Genomic DNA, 18,831 nt, shown 5'->3' with positions numbered 1-18,831 from the left:
TCAGTAGTGGTCGCGCCTTCCCGACGCCCTGCATCACGTTCGGCCTGACGGATCCAGCTACGCAGCGTCTCCGGTGTGCAGCCGATCTTGGGGGCAATGGCGCCGATAGCCGCCCATTGGGAGGGGTAGTCGGCCTCATGGTCGAAGACCATGCGGACGGCCCGCTGACGGACCTCAGGGGCATATCGCTTGGAAGTGTTCATGGCTCCATCCTCTCAAGGTTTGGAGCCTCCGGGAATCCCGGTACGGTTCAGGACTTTGCTTGCATTATTTCGGCGACGTGCTGCACACAGGCTAATCCCATGCAACAGCGGCTGGGGTAACGCCTCCAGAAGATGGTTCCGGTGCAGCACCGCCCTACAGGCCCCGGGCCCGGTTGGAGTGCTGGGCCAGGCGCATTGCCTCGAGTTTCAGGAGCTGGTCAATCAGGTCGCGGGTTTCGGGGATCTCGGAGCGTCCTTCGAGGTAGCGGTATAGCGCGATGATCTAATCATGCAGCGAGAAGACTTCCCGGCAGATGTCATCGAAGCTCATCTCGGCATAGGGGAAACTACACGCCTAACGCATGACTGCGGGCTCATGGGTATCAGTATGAGTATTCTGTCTGAGCGTAGCCTGAATCTAGTCGGCCTCACCCTTGACTCAAGTCAAGAAGTGAGCGCTTTCCAGGTGAAAGACGCCACCTTGCGGTGACGTCGATAACGAGGCAGGGACGCAGATCAGAACATCAGCCTGATCCCGGCGACGACGCCGGTATCCTCGCTGCGGTCGCCGTCGGCGCGGGCCAGGTCGGCGGTTTCCCCATAGCGTTTCTCCCAGTAGGTGCCGAGATAGGGGGCGACACGCCGGGTGATCTCGTAGCGCAGGCGCAGGCCCACGCGTACCGAGTTGAGCCCCTCGCCGACGCCGAATGCTTCGGCCTCGTCGGCGGCCACGGCGATCTCGGTGCGTGGCTGCAGGTAGAGGCGTTGGGTCAGGCGCAGGTCGTATTCACCCTCGAGGCTGGCCGAGACGTCGCCCTCGTCGCTGACTTGCAGCGCCAGGTCGGTCTCGATGCCGTAGGGCATCACGCCCTGGAGGCCGATCCCGGCGTAGGTGCGCTCGGCATGGTCGTCGGAGAAGACCCCGCCCTGATAGCCGATGCCACCCTGGAGCTCCCAGAAATCGGCGATAAGGCGGCCATAGAGCAACTCCAGCGATTCGAACTCGGCATCCTCGCCGTCGCCCTGAACGTTCTCACCTTCGGAATTCAGGTAGAGGCGGTTGACGTCGCCGCCGTACCAGGCCTGAAAGTCCCAGATTAGCGCTTCTTTGTCCTTGTCGGGCACGGCGTATTCCAGTCGCTCGAACAGTGCCATGCCCATGTTGTGCTCGACCATCGGGGCGGGCCAGTCGGCCGGGGCATCGTAGCCGTCCTCCGCCTGGGCAGTGGGGAGCGTGGCCATGGCCAGCAGGACGCCGGCCGCGGTTAGTGAGGCTCGGGTAGTCATGGTTTCTCCTTACGACACCTCGACGACACGGAACATGCCGGCGTCCATGTGGTAGAGCAGGTGGCAATGGAAGGCCCAACTGCCCACGGCGTCGGCGGTGATCAGCGCCGAGACCCGCTCGCCGGGCTTGACGTTGAGGGTATGCTTGCGGGGAATCAGCTCGCCCTGGCCGTTCTCGAGCTCCATCCACATGCCGTGGAGATGGATGGGGTGCTCCATCATGGTGTCATTGATCAGGATCAGGCGCAGGCGCTCATCCTTGGCGAAATGAATGGGGCCGCTTACCTCACTGAATTTCCGACCATCGAAGGACCACATATAACGTTCCATGTTGCCGGTGAGGTGCAGTTCCAGCTCGCGGCCCGGTTCGCGACGATCCGGCCAGGGAGTAAAGGCCTTGAGGTCGCGGTAAACCAGCACGCGGCGTTCATCGGGGTCGATGCCGATGCCGGCCTGGTCGTAGCGGGAGCCCGGTTGTGCCGCGCCTGCCGCCAGCATGCCACCGGCGGTGATTCTGTCCTGTTCCCCCGAGATGCCCGGCCTATTTGAATGATCCATTCCCGGCATATTGGAGCGGTCCATTCCCTCCATCGAGGAGTGATCCATGCCTCCCATGCCGGAGTGGTCCATTCCCTCCATCGTGGAGTGATCCATGCCTCCCATGCCGGAGTGGTCCACTCCCTCCATCGTGGAGTGATCCATGCCCGCCATGCCGTGGGCGCCCATGGCCTCCATGCCGCGGTCGGCGATCCGGCGACGCTCGGGGAGCTCCGCGGTCATCCCCTCCCGGGGCGCCAGGGTGGCACGGGCATAGCCGCTGCGGTCCATGGACTCGGCGAAGAGGGTATAGGCGGTGTCGTCCTCGGGGGCCACCAGGACGTCATAGGTCTCGGCCACCGCGATACGGAACTCGTCGACGGGGACCGGCTGCACCGGCTGGCCGTCGGCGGCCACCACGGTCATCCTCAGCCCCGGGATGCGCACGTCGAAGTAGCTCATCGCCGAGCCGTTGATGATCCGCAGGCGAATCCGCTCGCCGGCCCGGAACAGCGCCGTCCAGTTCTCTTCGGGCGAGTGACCATTGATCAGGTAGGTGTAGGTGCTGCCGGTCACATCGGCGATATCCCGCGAACTCATGCGCATGCGTGCCCACATGCCGCGTTGTTCGGCCGTCGCGGCGAAGCCCCGCTCGCGCACGTCGGCGAAGAAGTCGGCGACGGTACGCTCCTGGAAGTTGTAGTAACCCTCGGCGGTCTTGAGGTTGCGGAACACCGCTCTGGGATCCTCGAAGGTCCAGTCGGTGAGCAGCAGCACATGCTCGCGGTCGTAGCGGAAGGGCTCGCGCTCGGCGGCGTCGATGATCAGGGGGCCGGCATGACCGAGCTGCTCCTGCAGGCCGGAGTGGCTGTGATACCAGTAGGTGCCGTTCTGGCGTACCGGAAAGCGGTAGGTGAAGGTCTCGCCGGGGGCGATGCCGGCGAAGCTGATCCCGGGTACGCCGTCCATCTCGGGGGGCAGGATCAGGCCATGCCAGTGAATGGAGGTGGGTTCGTCGAGCAGGTTGGTGACCCGCAGCACGGCATCCTGGCCCTCCCTGAGGCGAATCAGCGGCCCGGGGCTTCCACCGTTGATGCTGATCGGATGGGCTTCCTGGCCGGCGATCGGCAGCGATTCCCGACGGATCGCCAGGGACACCTCGGGCCCCTCCTCGATGCCCTTGGCATAGGTGCTGGTCTGGCCCCAGGGGTCGGCCCAACTGGGGCGAAGGCCCAGGGCGGCCGCCGATCCCAGGCCGAGGGCCGCGCCGCCTTTCAGGAGCTGGCGGCGGGACAGTGGCTGGGTGATGACTCTCGAACTTGCCATGCAGGACTCCCGTCAGTGTCTGGTCGGAGCCATCTTGACGGGGCAAGCTGAATTCGCCCTGAAAAAAACTGGCCTTACTCCGACCGTAGGGGAATCGTCAGCTCGACCCTCAGGCCGCCGAGCGGGCTGGTGGCAAACCGAGTCTGTCCCGAGTAGCGCGATACCAGTTGCGTGAGAATCGACAGGCCCAGCCCGTACCCGGGGTGGCGCTCATCGAGACGCATGCCCCGCCGGCCGAGACGGCACAGGTCGGCCTCGGCGACGCCGGGCCCATCGTCCTCGACGAGGATACGCAGGCCGTCCGTGAGCGTGATGTGGCAGGTCACCTCGCGGGTGGCCCATTTCCCGGCGTTATCGAGCAGGATGCCCAACATTTCGGAGAGATCCTGGGCCTCGATGGGCACGCGTTGGTCGCTGGCCTGCGGCAGGCGCAGGGTGAACCGTCGATCCGGGTAGAGGGCGCGAAACAGCTCGATCAGGCGGGTGCCATCCCGGTGCGGGTCACTCATGCGCCCGGCATGGGGGCCGGCGATGCGTGAGTGCCGCAGCTGGGCATCCAGTTGGGCATGCACCTCCTCGAGGCGCCGCACCAACTTCTGGCGACGCTCGTCGTCGATGGGACGCGCGCCCCTCAGTACCTGGGTGACCGCCGCCAGCGGCGTCTTCAGGGCATGGGAGAGGTCGGCCGATGAGTCGCGGGAGCGCTGCAGGCGAGCGTCGATCTCGTCCATGAAATGGTTGAGCTGCATGACCAGGCTATCCAGCTCCGAGGGCACGTCCGGGGAGAGGCGTTCGCGTTTCCCGGCTTGCAGTTGGCCAAGTTGGTCGCGCAACCGAGACAGTGGGATAAGTCCTCGGTTGACAGCGAGAAGGTTCAGGGTGACCAGTAACAGCAACAATCCGGCGGCGATGCCGGCTACCCACCAATGCAGCTGCGCCAATCCGGCCTCCACCTGTGCAAAGTCTTCGCCCACCAGCAATACGCCAGCCTCTCCATTCAGGGTGAAGTGGCGTCGATAGACCAGCAAGTGCTGTTCGTCCGCCCTCACCTCGACATGAGCCTCAGGCGCCTCATCGAGCAGCGGCGCCAGCACATCTTTCCAGCGCTCGTCCGACGCGGAGATATCGCCTCCGAGGCGCAGCACATAGAGATGGTGGAAGATTTGGTAGCTCTGGCTCGCCGAGTCCAGCACGACGGGTAGGGATTGGCGATCTTGCTGTAGTTGTTCGATCGCGCTTCGCGCTTCGCGCTCGAGGCGCTCTCCGAGAAAGTCGCGTGCTAGGTCCTCCAGCAAGATGCCGTGCAGCAGCCAGGTGGTGCCGGTCACCAGCAGGGCGATGCCGGAGAGCCAGGCCAGCAGGCGAATGCGTAGGCTGCGTCGATCAATGCGAAACAAGTCGGTATCCCTGGCCACGGCGTGTATGGTTCACGAATTTACCAAGATAGCGTCGAGGGCGGGCGAGATACACATCGACTTCGTAGAGTCTGACCTTGAAGTGAGGCAGAGCTAACGTAACGACAAGCTATCTTAGGCTTCGGTTTTCGTTCAAGCATGGCGAAAGACCGGCAATCGCAGCACAGTCAAGGCCGAGCCCCGCCCCGTCGAAGTCATGGCTTCGTCCGGCAAGCGCGCCGGGAGTGCGTCGCCGAGCCTCAGGCTTAATTTTCTTCTCCGTGAGGCCAAGCAGGCTAGCCGAAACATGTCTTGATCTGTTTAGTGAGTGCCGGTTTCTTGAGATCCGATGCGCTCTTGTCGAAGGGTGGTTCTCACTAAGGAAGGCCAGCTCCCGTCTGGCCTTCTTGATTCATGCCAATAGTTAAATGGGGTCAATAGGTGGCATGTAATTCATACCGATTGCGTAGATCTGCCGTATTGCCGCCTGGCGACCATCCAGAAATTTCCAGTAAATAGTTTCCGGGCCGCAATTGACGCTGGATCAGGAAGTGCCCATTAGGGCTTGAGGCCTCGGCAATACGCTGGCCAGAAGCATCATAGAGGGTCCCGGTGATATGGCTACCCTGGCTTGATATGCCGGGAAAGTGCTCGCTGGTGACATTCAATGTGGTGGGCTGGTCAATATTAACCTGTAGGCGTTTCGGGTGCCCATTTGCCAGAATCTGCGTAGATGAAATCCCTTTTTCCAATATGGCGGGGATGCTGTTGTTGCCTCCCATGCTGGCCATGGTCGGCGTTGAGATGGCGCTTACCAATGCGATTCCGAAGGTTACGATTTTTAGTTTCATGAGAGTTTCCTCTGCTTTGATGACACTCTCAGCGTAGCGAGATAACTTGAAATAGAGCTGAAAGCCCAATCGTGAATTGTAAAAACTTGTACAGTGACCATATCGAAAAACGACAAGATCACAGCCTCGGCCTTTCCTCAGCGACGACACCGCTAATCTTCAGTCGTAGTCGCCCTTCGCGCGGGCCAGCAAGCGCATCCGCAGGATGCGTCGATCAATGCGAAACAAAGCGATACCCCTGGCCGCGCCGGGTCTCGATCCGCGACCTGCCGAGGTGGCGCCTCAGCCGCCCGATATAGACCTCAACCAGGTTGGGGGCCGCCGCGTCCTGATCCAGGGCATAGAGCTGATCGAGCAGATGCGCCTTGGAGAGGATGCGATCGGGGTGGTGCATAAAGTAGCGCAGCAGGCGAAACTCGGTACTCGTCAGGGTGCGCCAGGGGCCCCCGTCGACGCTGACGCTCTGGTTGGCCTCATCCAGGCAGACGCCGTTGAGCGAGAGCTGCAGGGAGAGGTGGCCGGAACGTCGCCGCAACAGCGCCTTGATCCTGGCGATCAGCTCGGGCTCGTGGAAGGGTTTGGTGAGGTAGTCATCCGCGCCGCCTTCCAGCCCCACGACCTTGTCTTCCCAGGTGTCGCGGGCGGTCAGGATCAACACCGGCAGGTCGCGACCCTGCTGGCGCCACTGCCTGAGCAGCGCCAGGCCCGATCCATCCGGCAGCCCCAGGTCGAGGATGGCCAGCGCATAGGTTTCGGTGGCCATCAGTGACCTGGCCGCCCCCAGAGAGGTGGCCAGGTCGGTGCGGTAACCGTTGTCTTTCAGGCTCTCGGCCAGGCTCTCGGCGAGCAGGTCGTCATCCTCGAGAAGCAACAGTTTCATGCGGCAAGCTCATCCCTGGAACTCGATGGTCCCGGACATGCCGGCCTCATAGTGGCCCGGGATATTGCAGGCGTACTCCAGGTCGTCCACATTCGCCGGGGCCGTCCAGACCAGCACCGCCGTCTCGCCCGGCGCGATGGTCACCGAGGGCATCTGACCGCCGTGCGCTCCCTCGGCCATATCATGGCCGCCGTGTTCGCCATGGCCACTACCGCCCATCTCCAGCATCATCCGGCGATGAGCCTCCTGAGCCTCGGCATCGCCGATGACGAATTCATGTTCGAGATGACCGGTATTGGTGATCTCGAAGCGGAGGGTTTCGCCCGGGGCAATGTCGAGCCCCTCGGGGGCGAACCACATGTCGCCCGCCTCGAAACGAATGGTGCGATCGATATCGGCCTCACCGGTGGCGTCATGGGAGCCGCCGTGTTCGCCGGCGGCGAAGGCGGTGGTCGCGGTCAGGCCGAGGAGCAGGGCCAGCAGCGTCTTGCGCATGGTGTCACCTCTTGCGTGGTGTCTGGGGAGGCTCATTTATAGCGCACGAACCTGAAATGAGCCTGAACCCGTGGCGCCAGCGAGGGCACCCCGCGCCGCCTATCCTAGCAGCCGGGTGTCAGCCATGGCAGTGGCGCGTCTGGGGTGGGCCAAGCTTCGCCCCAGGAGCCCTATCCAGGAGCCCAGGGGGCTTGACCTTGGGGCTACCCATAGGTGCTAGGTTCAGGCCGTTATCCCGGCGGCGCCTCGCCGGGGCCTGCCTCGGGAGTCGTGTCATGATGAATGCCGATTGCTTCGCCCTGATGGGAGCCATGGGGTGGTGGGCATGGCTGATGCCGCTCGCCTTCCTGCTGCTGCTGGGCCTGGGTATCGCCGCGCTCGTCAAATACCTTTTCCAGTCCCACAAGGGGGATCGTCGATGAACCGTCACCTGACCGCGCTGCTTGCCGGTGGCACCCTGCTGCTGGGGGCCGCCACGGCCCAGGCCGCCTTGCCGGAGGAGGCCACCCTCTACAAGAACCCGCAGTGCGGCTGCTGCGATGCCTATGCCCGCCACCTGGAAACCTTGGGCATCGCGGTGACCGTGGTTGATGATATCGAGCTGGGCGAGATCAAGCAGGCCGCCGGGGTGCCCTATGGCCTCGGTGCCTGCCATACCGTGTCGCTGGGCGACTACTGGATCGAGGGCCATGTGCCGCTGGCCGCCGTCGAGTCGCTGTTCGAGGAGCGCCCCGCCACGGCCGGCATCGGCCTGGCCGGCATGCCCCTCGGCACGCCGGGCATGCCGGGCCCCCAGCGCGAACCCTACGAGGTCTATCGGTTCGAGGATCATCAGGCCACGCCCTATCTGACCCTCTGACGTCACCGCCCCGCCGCCCCTGCCGTCGGCGGTCGCCGTTCAGAGCGTCGGCATGCCGATGGCGATAGAATGGCCCGAGAGTCATGGCATAAGGGTGGGCGGTGATCACACGGCAGGGATTTTTGCTGACGCGGCATTGGCAGGACAGTGCAGAAGGGACGTTAGTGACCTTCTGGCTGGCCACCGACGAGGGGCCCCTGAGGGTCACCCTGGCGCCCCGGCCCTCGGTGGCCTTTCTGCCCGCCGCGCAGCGCCACCTGGCCGAGCCCCTGTTGTCGAGCGTGCCGGCCGGCGAGGCCGAACTGCGCCCCCTTGAGCTTCGCGACTTCCAGCGGCGCCCGGTGCTCGGCCTCTATTGCTCGCAGTATCGCCGGCTGCAGCGCCTGGTGCGGCGCCTGCGCGAGGCCGGTGTCGACTGTTTCGAGGCCGATATTCGTCCCCCGGAGCGTTACCTGATGGAGCGCTTTATCACCGCCCCGGTGGAGGTCACCGGTACCCCGGATGGCCAGGGCGGCCTCAGGGATGCCAGGCTGCGTCCCGCCCCGGACTATCGGCCGCCGCTTAGCATGGTGTCGCTGGATATCGAGACCAGCGGCCGCGGCGAGCTCTACTCCATCGCCCTGGAGAGCGGTGCCGAGCGCCGGGTGCTGATGCTGGGGCCGGCCAGTGACGAGGACGGGGCGGCCCTCGACTTCGCCCTCGACTACTGCGCCAGTCGCGGCGAGCTGCTGGCGCGGCTCAATGCCTGGTTCGCCGAGCATGACCCGGACGTCATCATCGGCTGGAACCTGGTGCAGTTCGACCTGCGCCTCCTCCAGAAGCATGCCGAGGCCCTGGGCGTGCCGCTGCGCCTGGGGCGTGAGGGGACGGCACTGGAGTGGCGCGCCCACGGCAGCCAGGAGAACTACCACTTCGTCAGCGCCCCCGGGCGGCTGATCGTCGATGGCATCGAGGCCCTGCGCGGTGCCACCTGGCAGTTCGCTTCCTTCAGCCTGGAGCATGTGGCCCGGACCCTGCTCGGCGAGGGCAAGGCCGTGGATAATCCCTACCGGCGCCTCGCGGAGATCGAGCGGCGCTTCGCCGAGGACAAGCCGGCGTTGGCCCGCTACAACCTCAAGGATTGCGAGCTGGTCACGCGCATCTTCGCGACGACCGAGCTGATGGCCTTCCTGCTCGAGCGGGCCAGCGTCACCGGGCTTCCCGCCGATCGCAGCGGCGGCTCGGTGGCCGCCTTTACTCACCTCTACCTGCCGGCCATGCACCGCCTGGGGTATGTGGCCCCCAACCTGGGCGAGGGGCAGGCGGCGGAGAGCCCCGGCGGCTTCGTCATGGACTCCCGCCCCGGCCTCTACGACTCGGTGCTGGTGCTCGACTTCAAGAGCCTCTATCCGTCGATCATCCGCACCTTCCTGATCGACCCGGTGGGGCTGATCGCCGCCGAGGAGGAGGCCGACGCCGTGCCCGGCTACCTGGAGGGGCGCTTCTCGCGGCGCCAGCATGCCCTGCCGGCCATCGTCGAACGGGTCTGGGCCGGTCGCGAGGCCGCCAAGGCCGATGGCAACGCGCCGCTCTCCCAGGCCCTGAAGATCATCATGAACAGCTTCTACGGGGTGCTGGGCTCCAAGGGCTGTCGTTTCTTCGATGCCCGCCTGGCCTCGTCGATCACCCGCCGCGGCCACGCCATCATGCATCGCACCCGGGAGCTGATCGAGGCCGAGGGCTATACGGTGATTTACGGCGATACCGACTCCACCTTCGTGTGGCTGGGGCGCGCCCATGGCGAGGACGAGGCGGCGGCCATCGGCCGGCGCCTGGTGGCTCGGGTCAACGACTGGTGGCGCCGTCACCTGGACGAGGAGCTGGGCCTGGAGAGCGCCCTGGAACTGCAGTTCGAGACTCACTACCGGCGCTTCTTGATGCCCACCATTCGCGGCGCCGAGGCGGGCAGCAAGAAGCGCTACGCCGGCCTGGTGCGCGACGCCGCGGGGCAGGAGCGGGTGGTCTTCAAGGGCATGGAGACGGTACGCAGCGACTGGACGCCGCTGGCCCAGGCGTTCCAGCGCGAGCTCTACCGCCGCGTCTTCACCGGCGAGCCCTACCGGGACTATGTGCGCGAGGTGGTCACTCACACCATCCGGGACTGCGTGGCGCGGCTGGAGGCGGGGGAGGAGGACGAGCGGCTGGTCTATCGCAAGCGGCTGCGCCGGCGCCTCGACGACTACCGGCGCAATGTGCCGCCCCAGGTGCGCGCGGCGCGGCTGGCCGATGCGCATAACGCCCGCCTGGGCCGGCCGCCCCAGTACCGGAACGGCGGCTGGATCCGCTACGTGATCACCACCGCCGGTCCCGAGCCCCTGGAGGCGCGGCACTCGCCCATCGATATCGACCATTACCTGACCCGCCAGCTCAAGCTGGTGGCGGATGCCATCCTGCCCTTCGTCGGCGACGACTTCGATGGCCTGATCGACCGTCAGCTGGGCTTGTTCTAAATCAGCGCTGCTTGAGCTGTTCCTTGAGCTGCTTGGGGACCTGCTTGATGATCAGCCGGTCGCTGGCCTCGTCGTATTCCACGCTGGAGCCCAGCAGGTGGGAGTCGAAGCTGATCGAGACGCCGCCGGCGCGGCCGGTGAAGCGGCGGAACTGGTTGAGGGCCTTCTTGTCCGGGGGGATCTCCGGGGAGAGGCCGTAGTCCAGGTGGCGGATATGCTCGTAGAAGGCCTTGGAGTCGTGGTCGTCGACCACCTCGGAGAGTTCCTCCAGGGTGATCGATTCGCCGCGGCGGGCCTGGTCGCTGGCGTAGTCGAGCAGCGCCTCGGTCTTCTCCCGGGCCTGGTCGTCGGCGAGGTCCTCCTGCTCCACGTAGTCGCTGAAGGCCTTGAGCAGGGTACGGGTCTCGCCGCCGGCGTCGATGCCCTCCTCGGCGCCGAGCAGTTCGGCGAAGGCCTCGGCGAACTTCTTGCCGCCCCGGTCACGCAGCCAGGAGAGGTACTGCTTGGAAGGCGTCTCGGCACGCCACTGGCGGATATCCAGGCGCGCCGCCAGCGACAGCTGGGCCAGGTTGAGCTGATTGGCGGGGACGATGGCGCCGTCCTCGTCGATGCCCCACCCCTCGCGGTGATGCAGCAGCGCCAGGCTCAGGTACTCGGCGTCGCCGTGGCGGTAGTGGGCCAGCAGCAGGTGGCCACCCACCGAGAGGTGCTCGCCGAGCATCTCGGTCAGCCGCTGGGCCAGTTCGCGGCTGAGACCGACGAAGTCCGTCTCGCCGTCCAGGTAGGCGCCCAGGGTGCTCGCCAGGCGACTGCCGGCGCCGAAGTGGCCCCAGGCCTTGGTCTTGCCGTGATAGGCGCTGTTGACCCCGGCCAGCAGCTCGTCCAGGGCCGGCGAGGGCGCGGCCTCGGCCTCGGCGGCCACCAGCCGGGCCGGCTGCTCTCCCGCCAGATCGATGCGATGGATGATGCTGTGGAGTATCGGCATGGAGCCCCCCGGTGACGAAAGCCAGATCACGAAACGAGGGGCGATGATACCCGCCGCCGGCCCCCGGTGGTACCGGGCGATCAGGGCTTGAGCCGATAGCCGCTCTTGAAGATCCAGCCCACCAGGCCGATGCCGATGGCCAGGAAGACGCCGATCATTCCCAGGCTGGCGGCGAGGCTGACGTCGCCGATGCCGTAGAAGCTCCAGCGGAAGCCGCTGACTAGGTAGACCACCGGGTTGAAGAGGGTCACCGCCTGCCAGAAGGGCGGCAGCATCTCCAGGGCGTAGAAGGTGCCGCCGAGGAAAGTCAGGGGGGTGATGATCAGCAACGGCACCAGCTGCAGCTGCTCGAAGCCATCCGCCCAGATGCCGATGATAAAGCCCAGCAGGCTGAAGGTGATGGCGGTCAGCACCAGGAAGAGCAGCATCCACAGCGGGTGGGCGATCTCCAGCGGCACGAAGAGGCTGGCGGTGGCCAGGGCGATCAGCCCCAGGGCCACCGCCTTGGTGGCCGCCGCCCCCACATAGCCGATGACGATCTCGGCGTAGGAGACCGGCGCCGAGAGCAGCTCGTAGATGGCCCCGGAGAAGCGCGGGAAGAAGATGCCGAAGGAGGCGGTGGCCACGCTCTGGGTCAGCAGCATCAGCATGATCAGCCCCGGCACGATAAAGGCGCCATAGCTGATCCCCGCCACCTCAGTGATGCGGGTGCCGATGGCGGCGCCGAAGACCACGAAGTAGAGCGAGGTGGAGATCACCGGCGAGACGATGCTCTGCAGCATGGTGCGCTTGGTCCTGGCGAGCTCGGCCAGGTAGAGGGTGCGTACGGCCTTGAGGTTCATAAGACGGGTCCTGTGTGCGGGGCATCCATGTCGGCCGGGGCTGGCCGGGTAGCGGGGCGTCCTAGCCGGTATCAGGGCTCCTTGACCAGACTGACGAAGATCTCCTCCAGGGAGCTCTGGCGGGTATGCAGATCGCTGTAGCGGATGCCGGCCTTGTGCAGGGCGCCGAGCAGTTCGGCGATCCCCGAGCCTTCGCCGTTCCCCGCGCTGCTGTCGTAGCGATAGATCAGCGCCTGGCCGTCCTCGCTCAGCGTCAGGTGGTAGGGCGCCAGGGCCTCGGGCACCGACGCCAGAGGCGTCTTGAGCTGCAGGGTCAGCTCCTTGCGGCCCAGTTGGCGCATCAGCGCCTGCTTCTCCTTGACCAGCACCAGCTCGCCGCGGCGAATCACCCCGATGCGGTCGGCCATCTCCTCGGCTTCCTCGATGTAATGGGTGGTGAGGATGATGGTGACGCCTTCGTCGCGCAGGTCGCGGACGATCTGCCACATCTCGCGGCGCAGCGCCACGTCGACCCCGGCGGTGGGCTCGTCGAGGAACAGCACCTGGGGCTGGTGGGAGAGGGCCTTGGCGATCAGCACCCGGCGCTTCATGCCGCCGGAGAGGGTCATCAAGCGGTTGTGACGCTTGTCCCAGAGGGAGAGGGCGCGCAGGATGCGCTCCAGGTAGGCGTCGTCCCGGGGCTTGCCGAACAGCCCGCGGCTGAAGCGCACCGTGTCCCATACCGTGGAGAAGGCCTCGCCGGTCAGCTCCTGGGGTACCAGGCCGATCAACTCCCGGGCCGCCCGATAGTCGGCGACATTATCGTGGCCGTCCACGCTGATGGTGCCGCCGCTGGCGTTGACCAGGCCGCAGATGATGCTGATCAGTGTCGTCTTGCCGGCCCCGTTGGGGCCCAGCAGGGCGAAGATCTCGCCGCGATTGATGGTCAGGCTCACTTCCTTGAGGGCCTGGAAACCGCCGCGATAGGTCTTGGAGACGCCTTCTATGCGGATCATGGGTGTGCCCAAGGCAGCGCGGGCGGCACTGGGCGCGAAGGCGGTGGTCATGGGCGCTCCTTATCCGAGGCAGCGCGGGCGGCACTGGGCGCGAAGGCGGTGGTCATGGGCGCTCCTTAGCCGGAGTGGGCGCTGCGGCCGAGTTTCCGGTCCCCAATGACGAAGGCCGCGGCGACTCGCCGCGGCCTTCTCGGTGGCGCCAAGGCGCCGCTCACCCGGGGCGATCAGCTGCGGCTGGTGACTTCCAGCAGATGGTAACCGAACTGGGTCTTCACCGGGCCCAGCACGGTGTTGAGCTCGCCGGAGAACACCACCTTGTCGAATTCCGGCACCATCTGGCCGGGGCCGAAGGCGCCCAGGTCGCCGCCCTGGCGGCCGGAGGGACAGCTGGAGTGCTCGCGAGCCACCTCGGCGAAGTCGCGGCCGCCTTCGATCTCGGCCTTGAGGGCCAGACACTTCTCTTCACTCTCTACCAGAATATGACGCGCGGTTGCCCTGGCCATAATTCACTCCTCGATGGATGGCTATCGGACCGGCCGTACGGCCAGCCGGTTTCTCGGCCGAGGATAGCATGCCCGGCGCGGGTGGGGCAGCCAGTGAGGCATCGACAAGGCCGGGTCGGGTTTCCCGAACCGGCCGTGTCGATGCGCCGAGGTTTTTCGCGCGCCCGGTCGTGGGGCGCCAATGCCAGCGTCACTGCCGTTCGTCGCGGGTGGCGCGCAGCAGGACCCGGTCCATGCCGCGGCTGCCGAGCAGGCGCTTGAGGCAGGCGAACAGGTGGGTCGGCAGGGTCACCGCATAGCGGGCTCGGGGGCGAGGGCTCTCCAGGGCATGCACCAGCTTGGCGATCACTGCCTCGGGGCCCAGGGTGAAGGGCGCCTTGCCCGACTGGCTGGCCAGGCGCGCCTCCACATGGCGATAGGTCTCGGCATGGGCGCTATGCCGGGTGTCGATGCGGGCCCGGAAGGCGCGGTGGGCGTTCTCCCGGAAGCGGCTGGTGATGGGGCCGGGCTGGATCAGGCTGACCTGGATGCCGCTGCCGGTGAGCTCCTGGCGCAGGGTGTCGGTGAGGCCCTCCAGGGCGAACTTGGAGCAGACATAGGCGCCGCGATAGGGCAGGGCGGCGAAGCCCAGCACCGAGCTGTTCTGCACGATGCGCCCCTGGCCCCGGGCGCGCATCGCGGGAAGTACCCGGCAGGTCAGCTCGTGGGTGCCCAGCAGGTTGGTCTCCAGTTGGGCGCGCAGGGTCGCCCGGCTGAGGTCCTCCACCGCCCCGGGTTGCCCATAGGCACCGTTGTTGAAGAGGGCATCGAGGCGCCCGTCGGTACGCTCCAGTACCTCCTGTACCGCGGCGGCGATGCTGTCGCTGTCGTCCAGGTCCAGGCGCAGGGCCTCCAGGCCCTCCGCCTCGAGTCGGGCCACGTCGTCCGCACGGCGCGCCGTGGCGAAGACCCGCCAACCGCGGGCGCTCAGGGCATGGGCGGCGGCATGACCGATGCCGCTGGAGCAGCCGGTGATCAGGATGGTGCGTGGCGAATCGGACACCCGGGATCTCCCCTGACAAAAGCCGCACTGTGGCGCTTTCGCTCCCTCGGGGCAAGGCCGGCGTGCCGGGGACGACACCTCGCTTCCCGGCGCGACCCGCCCGGGACTAGGAGATAAAGGTCACCGGTGGCCGGGGGGTGCGATCCACCCGCAGCGAGAAGAGGTCGGGGCGGGCGTAGTGACCGCAGACATCCAGCGAGCGTCGGGCCCGGCGTGCCGCCTCGAGATCGAGCTCGGTGTAGAGGATGCCCTGATCGCGTGGGAGCGGTCCGGCGACGACCTCACCGGAGGGGGCGATCACCACGGCGTTGCCGGTATTGATCCACTCGTCGGGGGAATAGAGGCGGTCGCGTTGCGGGAAGGCCGCGGGGATATCCCGGCCTTGGAGGGCGGTGGCGGTACTGATCACCCAGCACCCGCCCTCCCGAGCGATATGGCGCAGGCTGGCCAGGCCGGCGTCGCTGCTGTCCCAGGTGGGGTTGATAAAGACTTCCAGGTCCTGGGCGTAGAGGGCATAGCGGGCCAGCGGCATATAGCACTCCCAGCAGATCAGGCAGCCGAGCCGTCCGGCGGGGGTGGCCGTCACCCGCAGCCCGGACGCATCGCCCATGCCCCAGACCATGCGCTCCGGGTTGGTCGGCATCAGCTTGCGATGACAGTTGAGGAGACCGCCATCGGGGCCGATCACCACCACGCTATTGAACAGGGTGGTGCCGCTGTAGCGGCCATCGAGCTCGTGGAGGCCGGTGACCAGGGTGATGGCATGGCGCGCGGCGGCCTCCTGCAGGGGTTGCAGGGCATCGCCCTGGAGGTCGACGGCGTTGTCGCGCAGCAGGGCATGCAGCTCCGCGGACAGGGCCATGTCGGTGCCCGGGGCCAGTCGCCAGGCCCAGGTGGGGTAGCCGGGAATATAGGCCTCGGGAAAGATCAGCAGGCCGGCCCCCGCCGCCGTGGCCTCCTCGATCAGGTCGAGCATGCGTTGGATGGTGGCTTCGCGTTGCAGCAGCAGGGGAGGGGCTTGAATCACCGCGACTCGGGTCGGCATGGTCGAATCCTCATGCCCAGGGCGGGTGCCGGAGGGCACGCGATCACGAGCATTAGCTGGCTGCCCTGAGTATAGGAGGTGGTGAGCAGGGCGCCCGGACCATGGGGACGCCATGCCCTGTCGCCCCGGCCCGGCGGGGAATGGGCTAGTGTGAAGGAAAGGGCCGGGAGCCGCGCGGCGGTGCCCTCGAGGCCCGGCAGGTGGCGCCTGGGCGCCGGGGCAGGAGATCATGGAACCGCATCGCTTCGCCGAGTCGGCCCTCGGCTTCACCCGCAGTCCGCTGGGCATCATCGCGCTCTTTATCGTCCTGGTCTACGGCTTCGCCTCCCTGGTGGTCGGCCTCGGCGGCAACCTCGCCGAGCGGGTGGTGCCGCTGATCTATTTCATGGTCGGCTTCCCGGTGCTGGTCTTCTTCGGTTTCCTGTGGCTGGTGGCACGACACCACAACAAGCTCTATGGTCCTGCCGATTTCGAGGACGAGGAGAATTTTCTTCGCACCCAGGTGGCCACCGCCGCCTCCCTGGCGGCGGCCTCGATCAAGCATCCGGGAGACGAGGCCGACGCCGGCGAGAGCCAGGTGCGCACGATTGTCGAGACCCTGTCGATGATGCCCCGGGGGCGGATGGAGCCCTGGCGCCAGCGCCTGCTATGGGTCGATGACCACCCGGAAAACAATATCTTCGAGCGTCAGGCCTTCGCCGCCCAGGGCATCGAGGTGGTGCTGGCAGGCTCCACCGATGAGGCCCTGAGGCTACTGGAGTCGCGGCGCTGCGCGGTGATCATCTCCGATATGGGGCGCCGCGAGGGGCCGCGGGAAGGCTATGCGCTGCTCGAGCGCTTGCGCGCCCGCGGCGATACCACGCCCTTTCTGATCTATGCCGGCTCCAATCGCCTCGAGCACAAGCAGGAGGCGCACCGGCGTGGCGCCCAGGGCTCCACCAATCGGGTCGAGGAGCTGTTTCGCCTGGTGATGGAGGCCCTGTGTCGCGACCTGCCTGGTCCTAGGCCTTGCTGACGCGCACCGCGGTGCCGGTGGCCACCAGGAAGAGCATCGACTTGCCGCCGCCGGAGATCTCGCTGTAGTCGAGGTCGACGGCGATCACCGCATTGGCACCCAGGGATTCCGCTTCCCGGCGCAGCTCGTCCAGGCAGGCCACCCGCGCGTCCCGCAGCGCCGCCTGAGACGACTTGTTGCGTCCGCCGAAGAAGTCGCGGAAGCCGGCGAACAGGTCCTTGAAGACGTTCATACCGAAGACGCACTCCGCCGAGACGATATCGAGGTGCTCGACGACGCGGTAGCCTTCGAGGTGGGAGGAGGTGGTGAGCAGTAGGCGTTCAGACATGTGACTTCCTTTTCCGGGGTGACGGGACCCGGCGGCTGGCCGGGGCGCAATGCCAAGTACATTCGATCCTAGCCCAGCTTCCCCTGGCTGTAATCCTGCCCATGGGGATTAGACCATGGTCTAAGTCCGGTTTTTCGCGCATTCGTTGACACCCCGTTGTCCTGGCGACTCGGCTCAACGGCGAAAGTTACCGGTAACATTCGGCTCGATATAGAGAGCTCGTTACAACTGCCTGCGCTCGCCGACTTTTCGTACAAAACCTAAATCCCCCGGGCGTTACAGCGTCTCCCAGGGCAGTGGCGGCGGCGACTCCAGGGCCTCGCGCACCAGGTCCAGGGCCCGCTCGAGCGGGTCGCGGCCGGCGGCGGCGCTCAAGCACAAACGCAGCGCCTGGGGCGCCGGCTCGCTGCCGACGCAGAAGGGCTCGGCGCTGGTCAGCTTGAGGCCGCGTTGGATCAGCGTCGCCTGCAGGGCGGCGCCGCGCAGGCCATTGGGCAGCGGCAGCCAGAGGTTCGAGCCATGGGGCCGCCCCGCCACCGGGAACCCGGCCAGGCGCTCCCGGGCCAGGGCCTGGCGGGCCCCCAGTTCCTCGGTCTGCCAGGCCAGCAGGCGCTCGGCGTCCTCGCTTGCCACCCAGCGGCACACCGCTTCCACCATCAACGGCGGCACCATCCAGCTCTGGGCGCGCAGGGTGGCGCCGAGGCGCTCGCCCAGGGCCTCCGGCACGCAGAGGGTGCCGATGCGCAGGCCGCCGGCCAGCACCTTGGACGTACTGAAGATAAACAGGGTGCGCTCCGGGGCCAGGGTCAGCAGCGGGGTACCGCGTTCCGTGTCGGGCAGGTACTGGACCCCATCCTCGACGATCCAGAAGTCGTGGCGACGCGCCAGCGCGGCCAGGTGCTCGCGGCGCGGCTCGCTCAGCGGGCGGCCGGTGGGGTTGTTCTGGTCCGGGGTCACGTAGACCAGCCGCGGCGGTTGCTGGGCGCAGAGCCTGGCCAGGGCCTGGGTGTCCATGCCGTCCTCGTCCAGGGGCACCCCCAGCAGCTTGAGGTGGGCCTGCTGGCAGGCGGCGATCAGCCCGGGGTAGGTGAGGGTATCGGCGGCGACGCGCTCGCCGGGGCGAGTCAGGGCGCGCAGCGCCAGGTCGATGCCATGCTGGCCGCCTTGGGTCACCAGCAGCCGCCGCGGGTCGGCGTCGATGCCCAGCAGGCGTTGCAGCCAGGCCGCCAGCTGGCGGCGATGGGCCCGTACGCCGCGCTCCGACTGGTACTCCACGGCGCGCCGCAGCACCGCCTCGTCGCCGGCCAGCTCGCCCAGCAGGCGGCCCAGGGTGCCGGCGCGCAGCGGATGGGGCGGCGGCAGGCTCATGCTCAGGTCGATGAGGCCGTTATCCCGCGACTCGTCTTCCGGCGGGACGGCCAGGAAGGCTGGGGTGGCCGGGGCCTCGGTGTCGCACACATAGGTGCCGCTGCCGACCCGGGCGGTGACCCAGCCCTGGCGCTCGGCCTCGGCATAGGCGCGGGTCACGGTGCCCACCGTGACGCCCAGGGCGTCGGCCAGGCGCCGCTGGGGCGGCAGGCGCTGCCCCGGGGCCAGCTCGCCGGATTCGATGGCCCGGGCGATGGCCTCGCCGATGGCGCGGTAGCGGGGCCCTTCCGAAAGGAGAGAGGGAGTCCATATTGTCATGGTGACAATAAAACCTTTGACGGGGAAATTGTGCCCATTATGCTGAGTTTAGGCGCGAATGTCGCGTTT

General features: G+C 66.8%; 19 protein-coding genes. 4 read left to right on the top strand and 15 right to left on the bottom strand.

The genetic code is table 11. The features are described 5' to 3' along the window. The 7 genes from NFU04_RS13975 to NFU04_RS13945 all read right to left on the bottom strand — a co-directional run. The coding region (locus NFU04_RS13975) for a transposase (protein ID WP_251310055.1) at positions 1–203 on the bottom strand (203 nt) is incomplete at its 3' end. A gap of 516 nt (positions 204–719) precedes the next feature. After that, complete coding sequence (locus tag NFU04_RS13970) at positions 720–1,490, bottom strand: copper resistance protein B (RefSeq protein WP_251310054.1); 771 nt, start codon at positions 1,488–1,490, stop codon at positions 720–722. A gap of 9 nt (positions 1,491–1,499) precedes the next feature. After that, positions 1,500–3,353 carry a copper resistance system multicopper oxidase gene (locus NFU04_RS13965; RefSeq protein ID WP_251310053.1) on the bottom strand — a complete coding sequence of 618 codons (1,854 nt, stop codon included), beginning with the start codon at positions 3,351–3,353 and terminating at the stop codon, positions 1,500–1,502. Positions 3,354–3,427: 74 nt separating this feature from the next. Beyond that, on the bottom strand, positions 3,428–4,750 hold the full coding sequence (locus NFU04_RS13960) for a sensor histidine kinase (RefSeq protein WP_146802083.1): 1,323 nt from the start codon (positions 4,748–4,750) through the stop codon (positions 3,428–3,430). 431 nt (positions 4,751–5,181) lie between these two features. Further along, positions 5,182–5,598 (bottom strand): carboxypeptidase-like regulatory domain-containing protein, encoded by a 417-nt coding sequence (locus tag NFU04_RS13955; protein WP_251310052.1) that lies wholly within the window; start codon positions 5,596–5,598, stop codon positions 5,182–5,184. A gap of 214 nt (positions 5,599–5,812) precedes the next feature. After that, on the bottom strand, positions 5,813–6,478 hold the full coding sequence (locus tag NFU04_RS13950; protein WP_198057713.1) for a response regulator transcription factor: 666 nt from the start codon (positions 6,476–6,478) through the stop codon (positions 5,813–5,815). Between the two features lie 9 nt (positions 6,479–6,487). Beyond that, complete coding sequence (locus NFU04_RS13945) at positions 6,488–6,973, bottom strand: cupredoxin domain-containing protein (protein ID WP_198057714.1); 486 nt, start codon at positions 6,971–6,973, stop codon at positions 6,488–6,490. Positions 6,974–7,248: 275 nt separating this feature from the next. Between NFU04_RS13945 and NFU04_RS13940 the strand changes: the two genes are divergently transcribed. The 3 genes from NFU04_RS13940 to NFU04_RS13930 all read left to right on the top strand — a co-directional run bounded on the left by NFU04_RS13940 (position 7,249) and on the right by NFU04_RS13930 (position 10,321). After that, entirely contained in the window at positions 7,249–7,395 is a 147-nt protein-coding gene (locus NFU04_RS13940) for a hypothetical protein (RefSeq protein ID WP_186809933.1), read from the top strand. Beyond that, positions 7,392–7,832, top strand: a complete 441-nt coding sequence (locus tag NFU04_RS13935; protein WP_146802087.1) for a DUF411 domain-containing protein — start codon at positions 7,392–7,394, stop codon at positions 7,830–7,832. The genes NFU04_RS13940 and NFU04_RS13935 overlap by 4 nt, the downstream gene beginning before the upstream one ends. A gap of 101 nt (positions 7,833–7,933) precedes the next feature. Then, on the top strand, positions 7,934–10,321 hold the full coding sequence (locus NFU04_RS13930; protein ID WP_285835158.1) for a DNA polymerase II: 2,388 nt from the start codon (positions 7,934–7,936) through the stop codon (positions 10,319–10,321). A 1-nt stretch (position 10,322) separates the two neighbouring features. On the opposite strand, the gene yejK is transcribed toward NFU04_RS13930, so the two are convergent. The 6 genes from yejK to NFU04_RS13900 all read right to left on the bottom strand — a co-directional run bounded on the left by yejK (position 10,323) and on the right by NFU04_RS13900 (position 15,733). After that, positions 10,323–11,306, bottom strand: coding sequence for a nucleoid-associated protein YejK (gene yejK, locus NFU04_RS13925; RefSeq protein WP_251310050.1), 984 nt, complete (start codon positions 11,304–11,306; stop codon positions 10,323–10,325). Positions 11,307–11,386: 80 nt separating this feature from the next. Then, a complete protein-coding gene (locus NFU04_RS13920; RefSeq protein ID WP_251310049.1) occupies positions 11,387–12,148 on the bottom strand; it encodes an ABC transporter permease in 762 nt (253 codons plus the stop codon). Between the two features lie 71 nt (positions 12,149–12,219). Next, positions 12,220–13,194 carry an ABC transporter ATP-binding protein gene (locus tag NFU04_RS13915; RefSeq protein ID WP_251310048.1) on the bottom strand — a complete coding sequence of 325 codons (975 nt, stop codon included), beginning with the start codon at positions 13,192–13,194 and terminating at the stop codon, positions 12,220–12,222. Positions 13,195–13,367: 173 nt separating this feature from the next. Beyond that, a complete protein-coding gene (locus NFU04_RS13910; RefSeq protein WP_146802091.1) occupies positions 13,368–13,646 on the bottom strand; it encodes a peptidylprolyl isomerase in 279 nt (92 codons plus the stop codon). A gap of 190 nt (positions 13,647–13,836) precedes the next feature. Further along, positions 13,837–14,688, bottom strand: coding sequence for an SDR family oxidoreductase (locus NFU04_RS13905; protein ID WP_251310047.1), 852 nt, complete (start codon positions 14,686–14,688; stop codon positions 13,837–13,839). Positions 14,689–14,794: 106 nt separating this feature from the next. Then, positions 14,795–15,733: a carbon-nitrogen hydrolase family protein gene (locus NFU04_RS13900; RefSeq protein WP_251310046.1), complete on the bottom strand. Its 939-nt coding sequence runs from the start codon at positions 15,731–15,733 to the stop codon at positions 14,795–14,797. A gap of 229 nt (positions 15,734–15,962) precedes the next feature. Between NFU04_RS13900 and NFU04_RS13895 the strand changes: the two genes are divergently transcribed. Next, positions 15,963–16,748, top strand: coding sequence for a response regulator (locus NFU04_RS13895; RefSeq protein WP_251310045.1), 786 nt, complete (start codon positions 15,963–15,965; stop codon positions 16,746–16,748). On the opposite strand, the gene NFU04_RS13890 is transcribed toward NFU04_RS13895, so the two are convergent. Both NFU04_RS13890 and NFU04_RS13885 read right to left on the bottom strand, forming a co-directional pair. Then, entirely contained in the window at positions 16,735–17,076 is a 342-nt protein-coding gene (locus tag NFU04_RS13890; protein ID WP_146802094.1) for a YbjQ family protein, read from the bottom strand. The two genes, NFU04_RS13895 and NFU04_RS13890, sit on opposite strands and share 14 nt — an antisense overlap. Before the next feature lie 276 nt (positions 17,077–17,352). Then, positions 17,353–18,762: an aminotransferase-like domain-containing protein gene (locus NFU04_RS13885; RefSeq protein WP_251310044.1), complete on the bottom strand. Its 1,410-nt coding sequence runs from the start codon at positions 18,760–18,762 to the stop codon at positions 17,353–17,355. Positions 18,763–18,831: the final 69 nt, after the last annotated feature.

The organism is Halomonas sp. NCCP-2165 (genome assembly GCF_023708045.1).
Taxonomy (GTDB): Bacteria; Pseudomonadota; Gammaproteobacteria; order Pseudomonadales; family Halomonadaceae; genus Bisbaumannia; species Bisbaumannia pacifica.
This window is presented reverse-complemented; position numbering and strand designations above follow the sequence as displayed.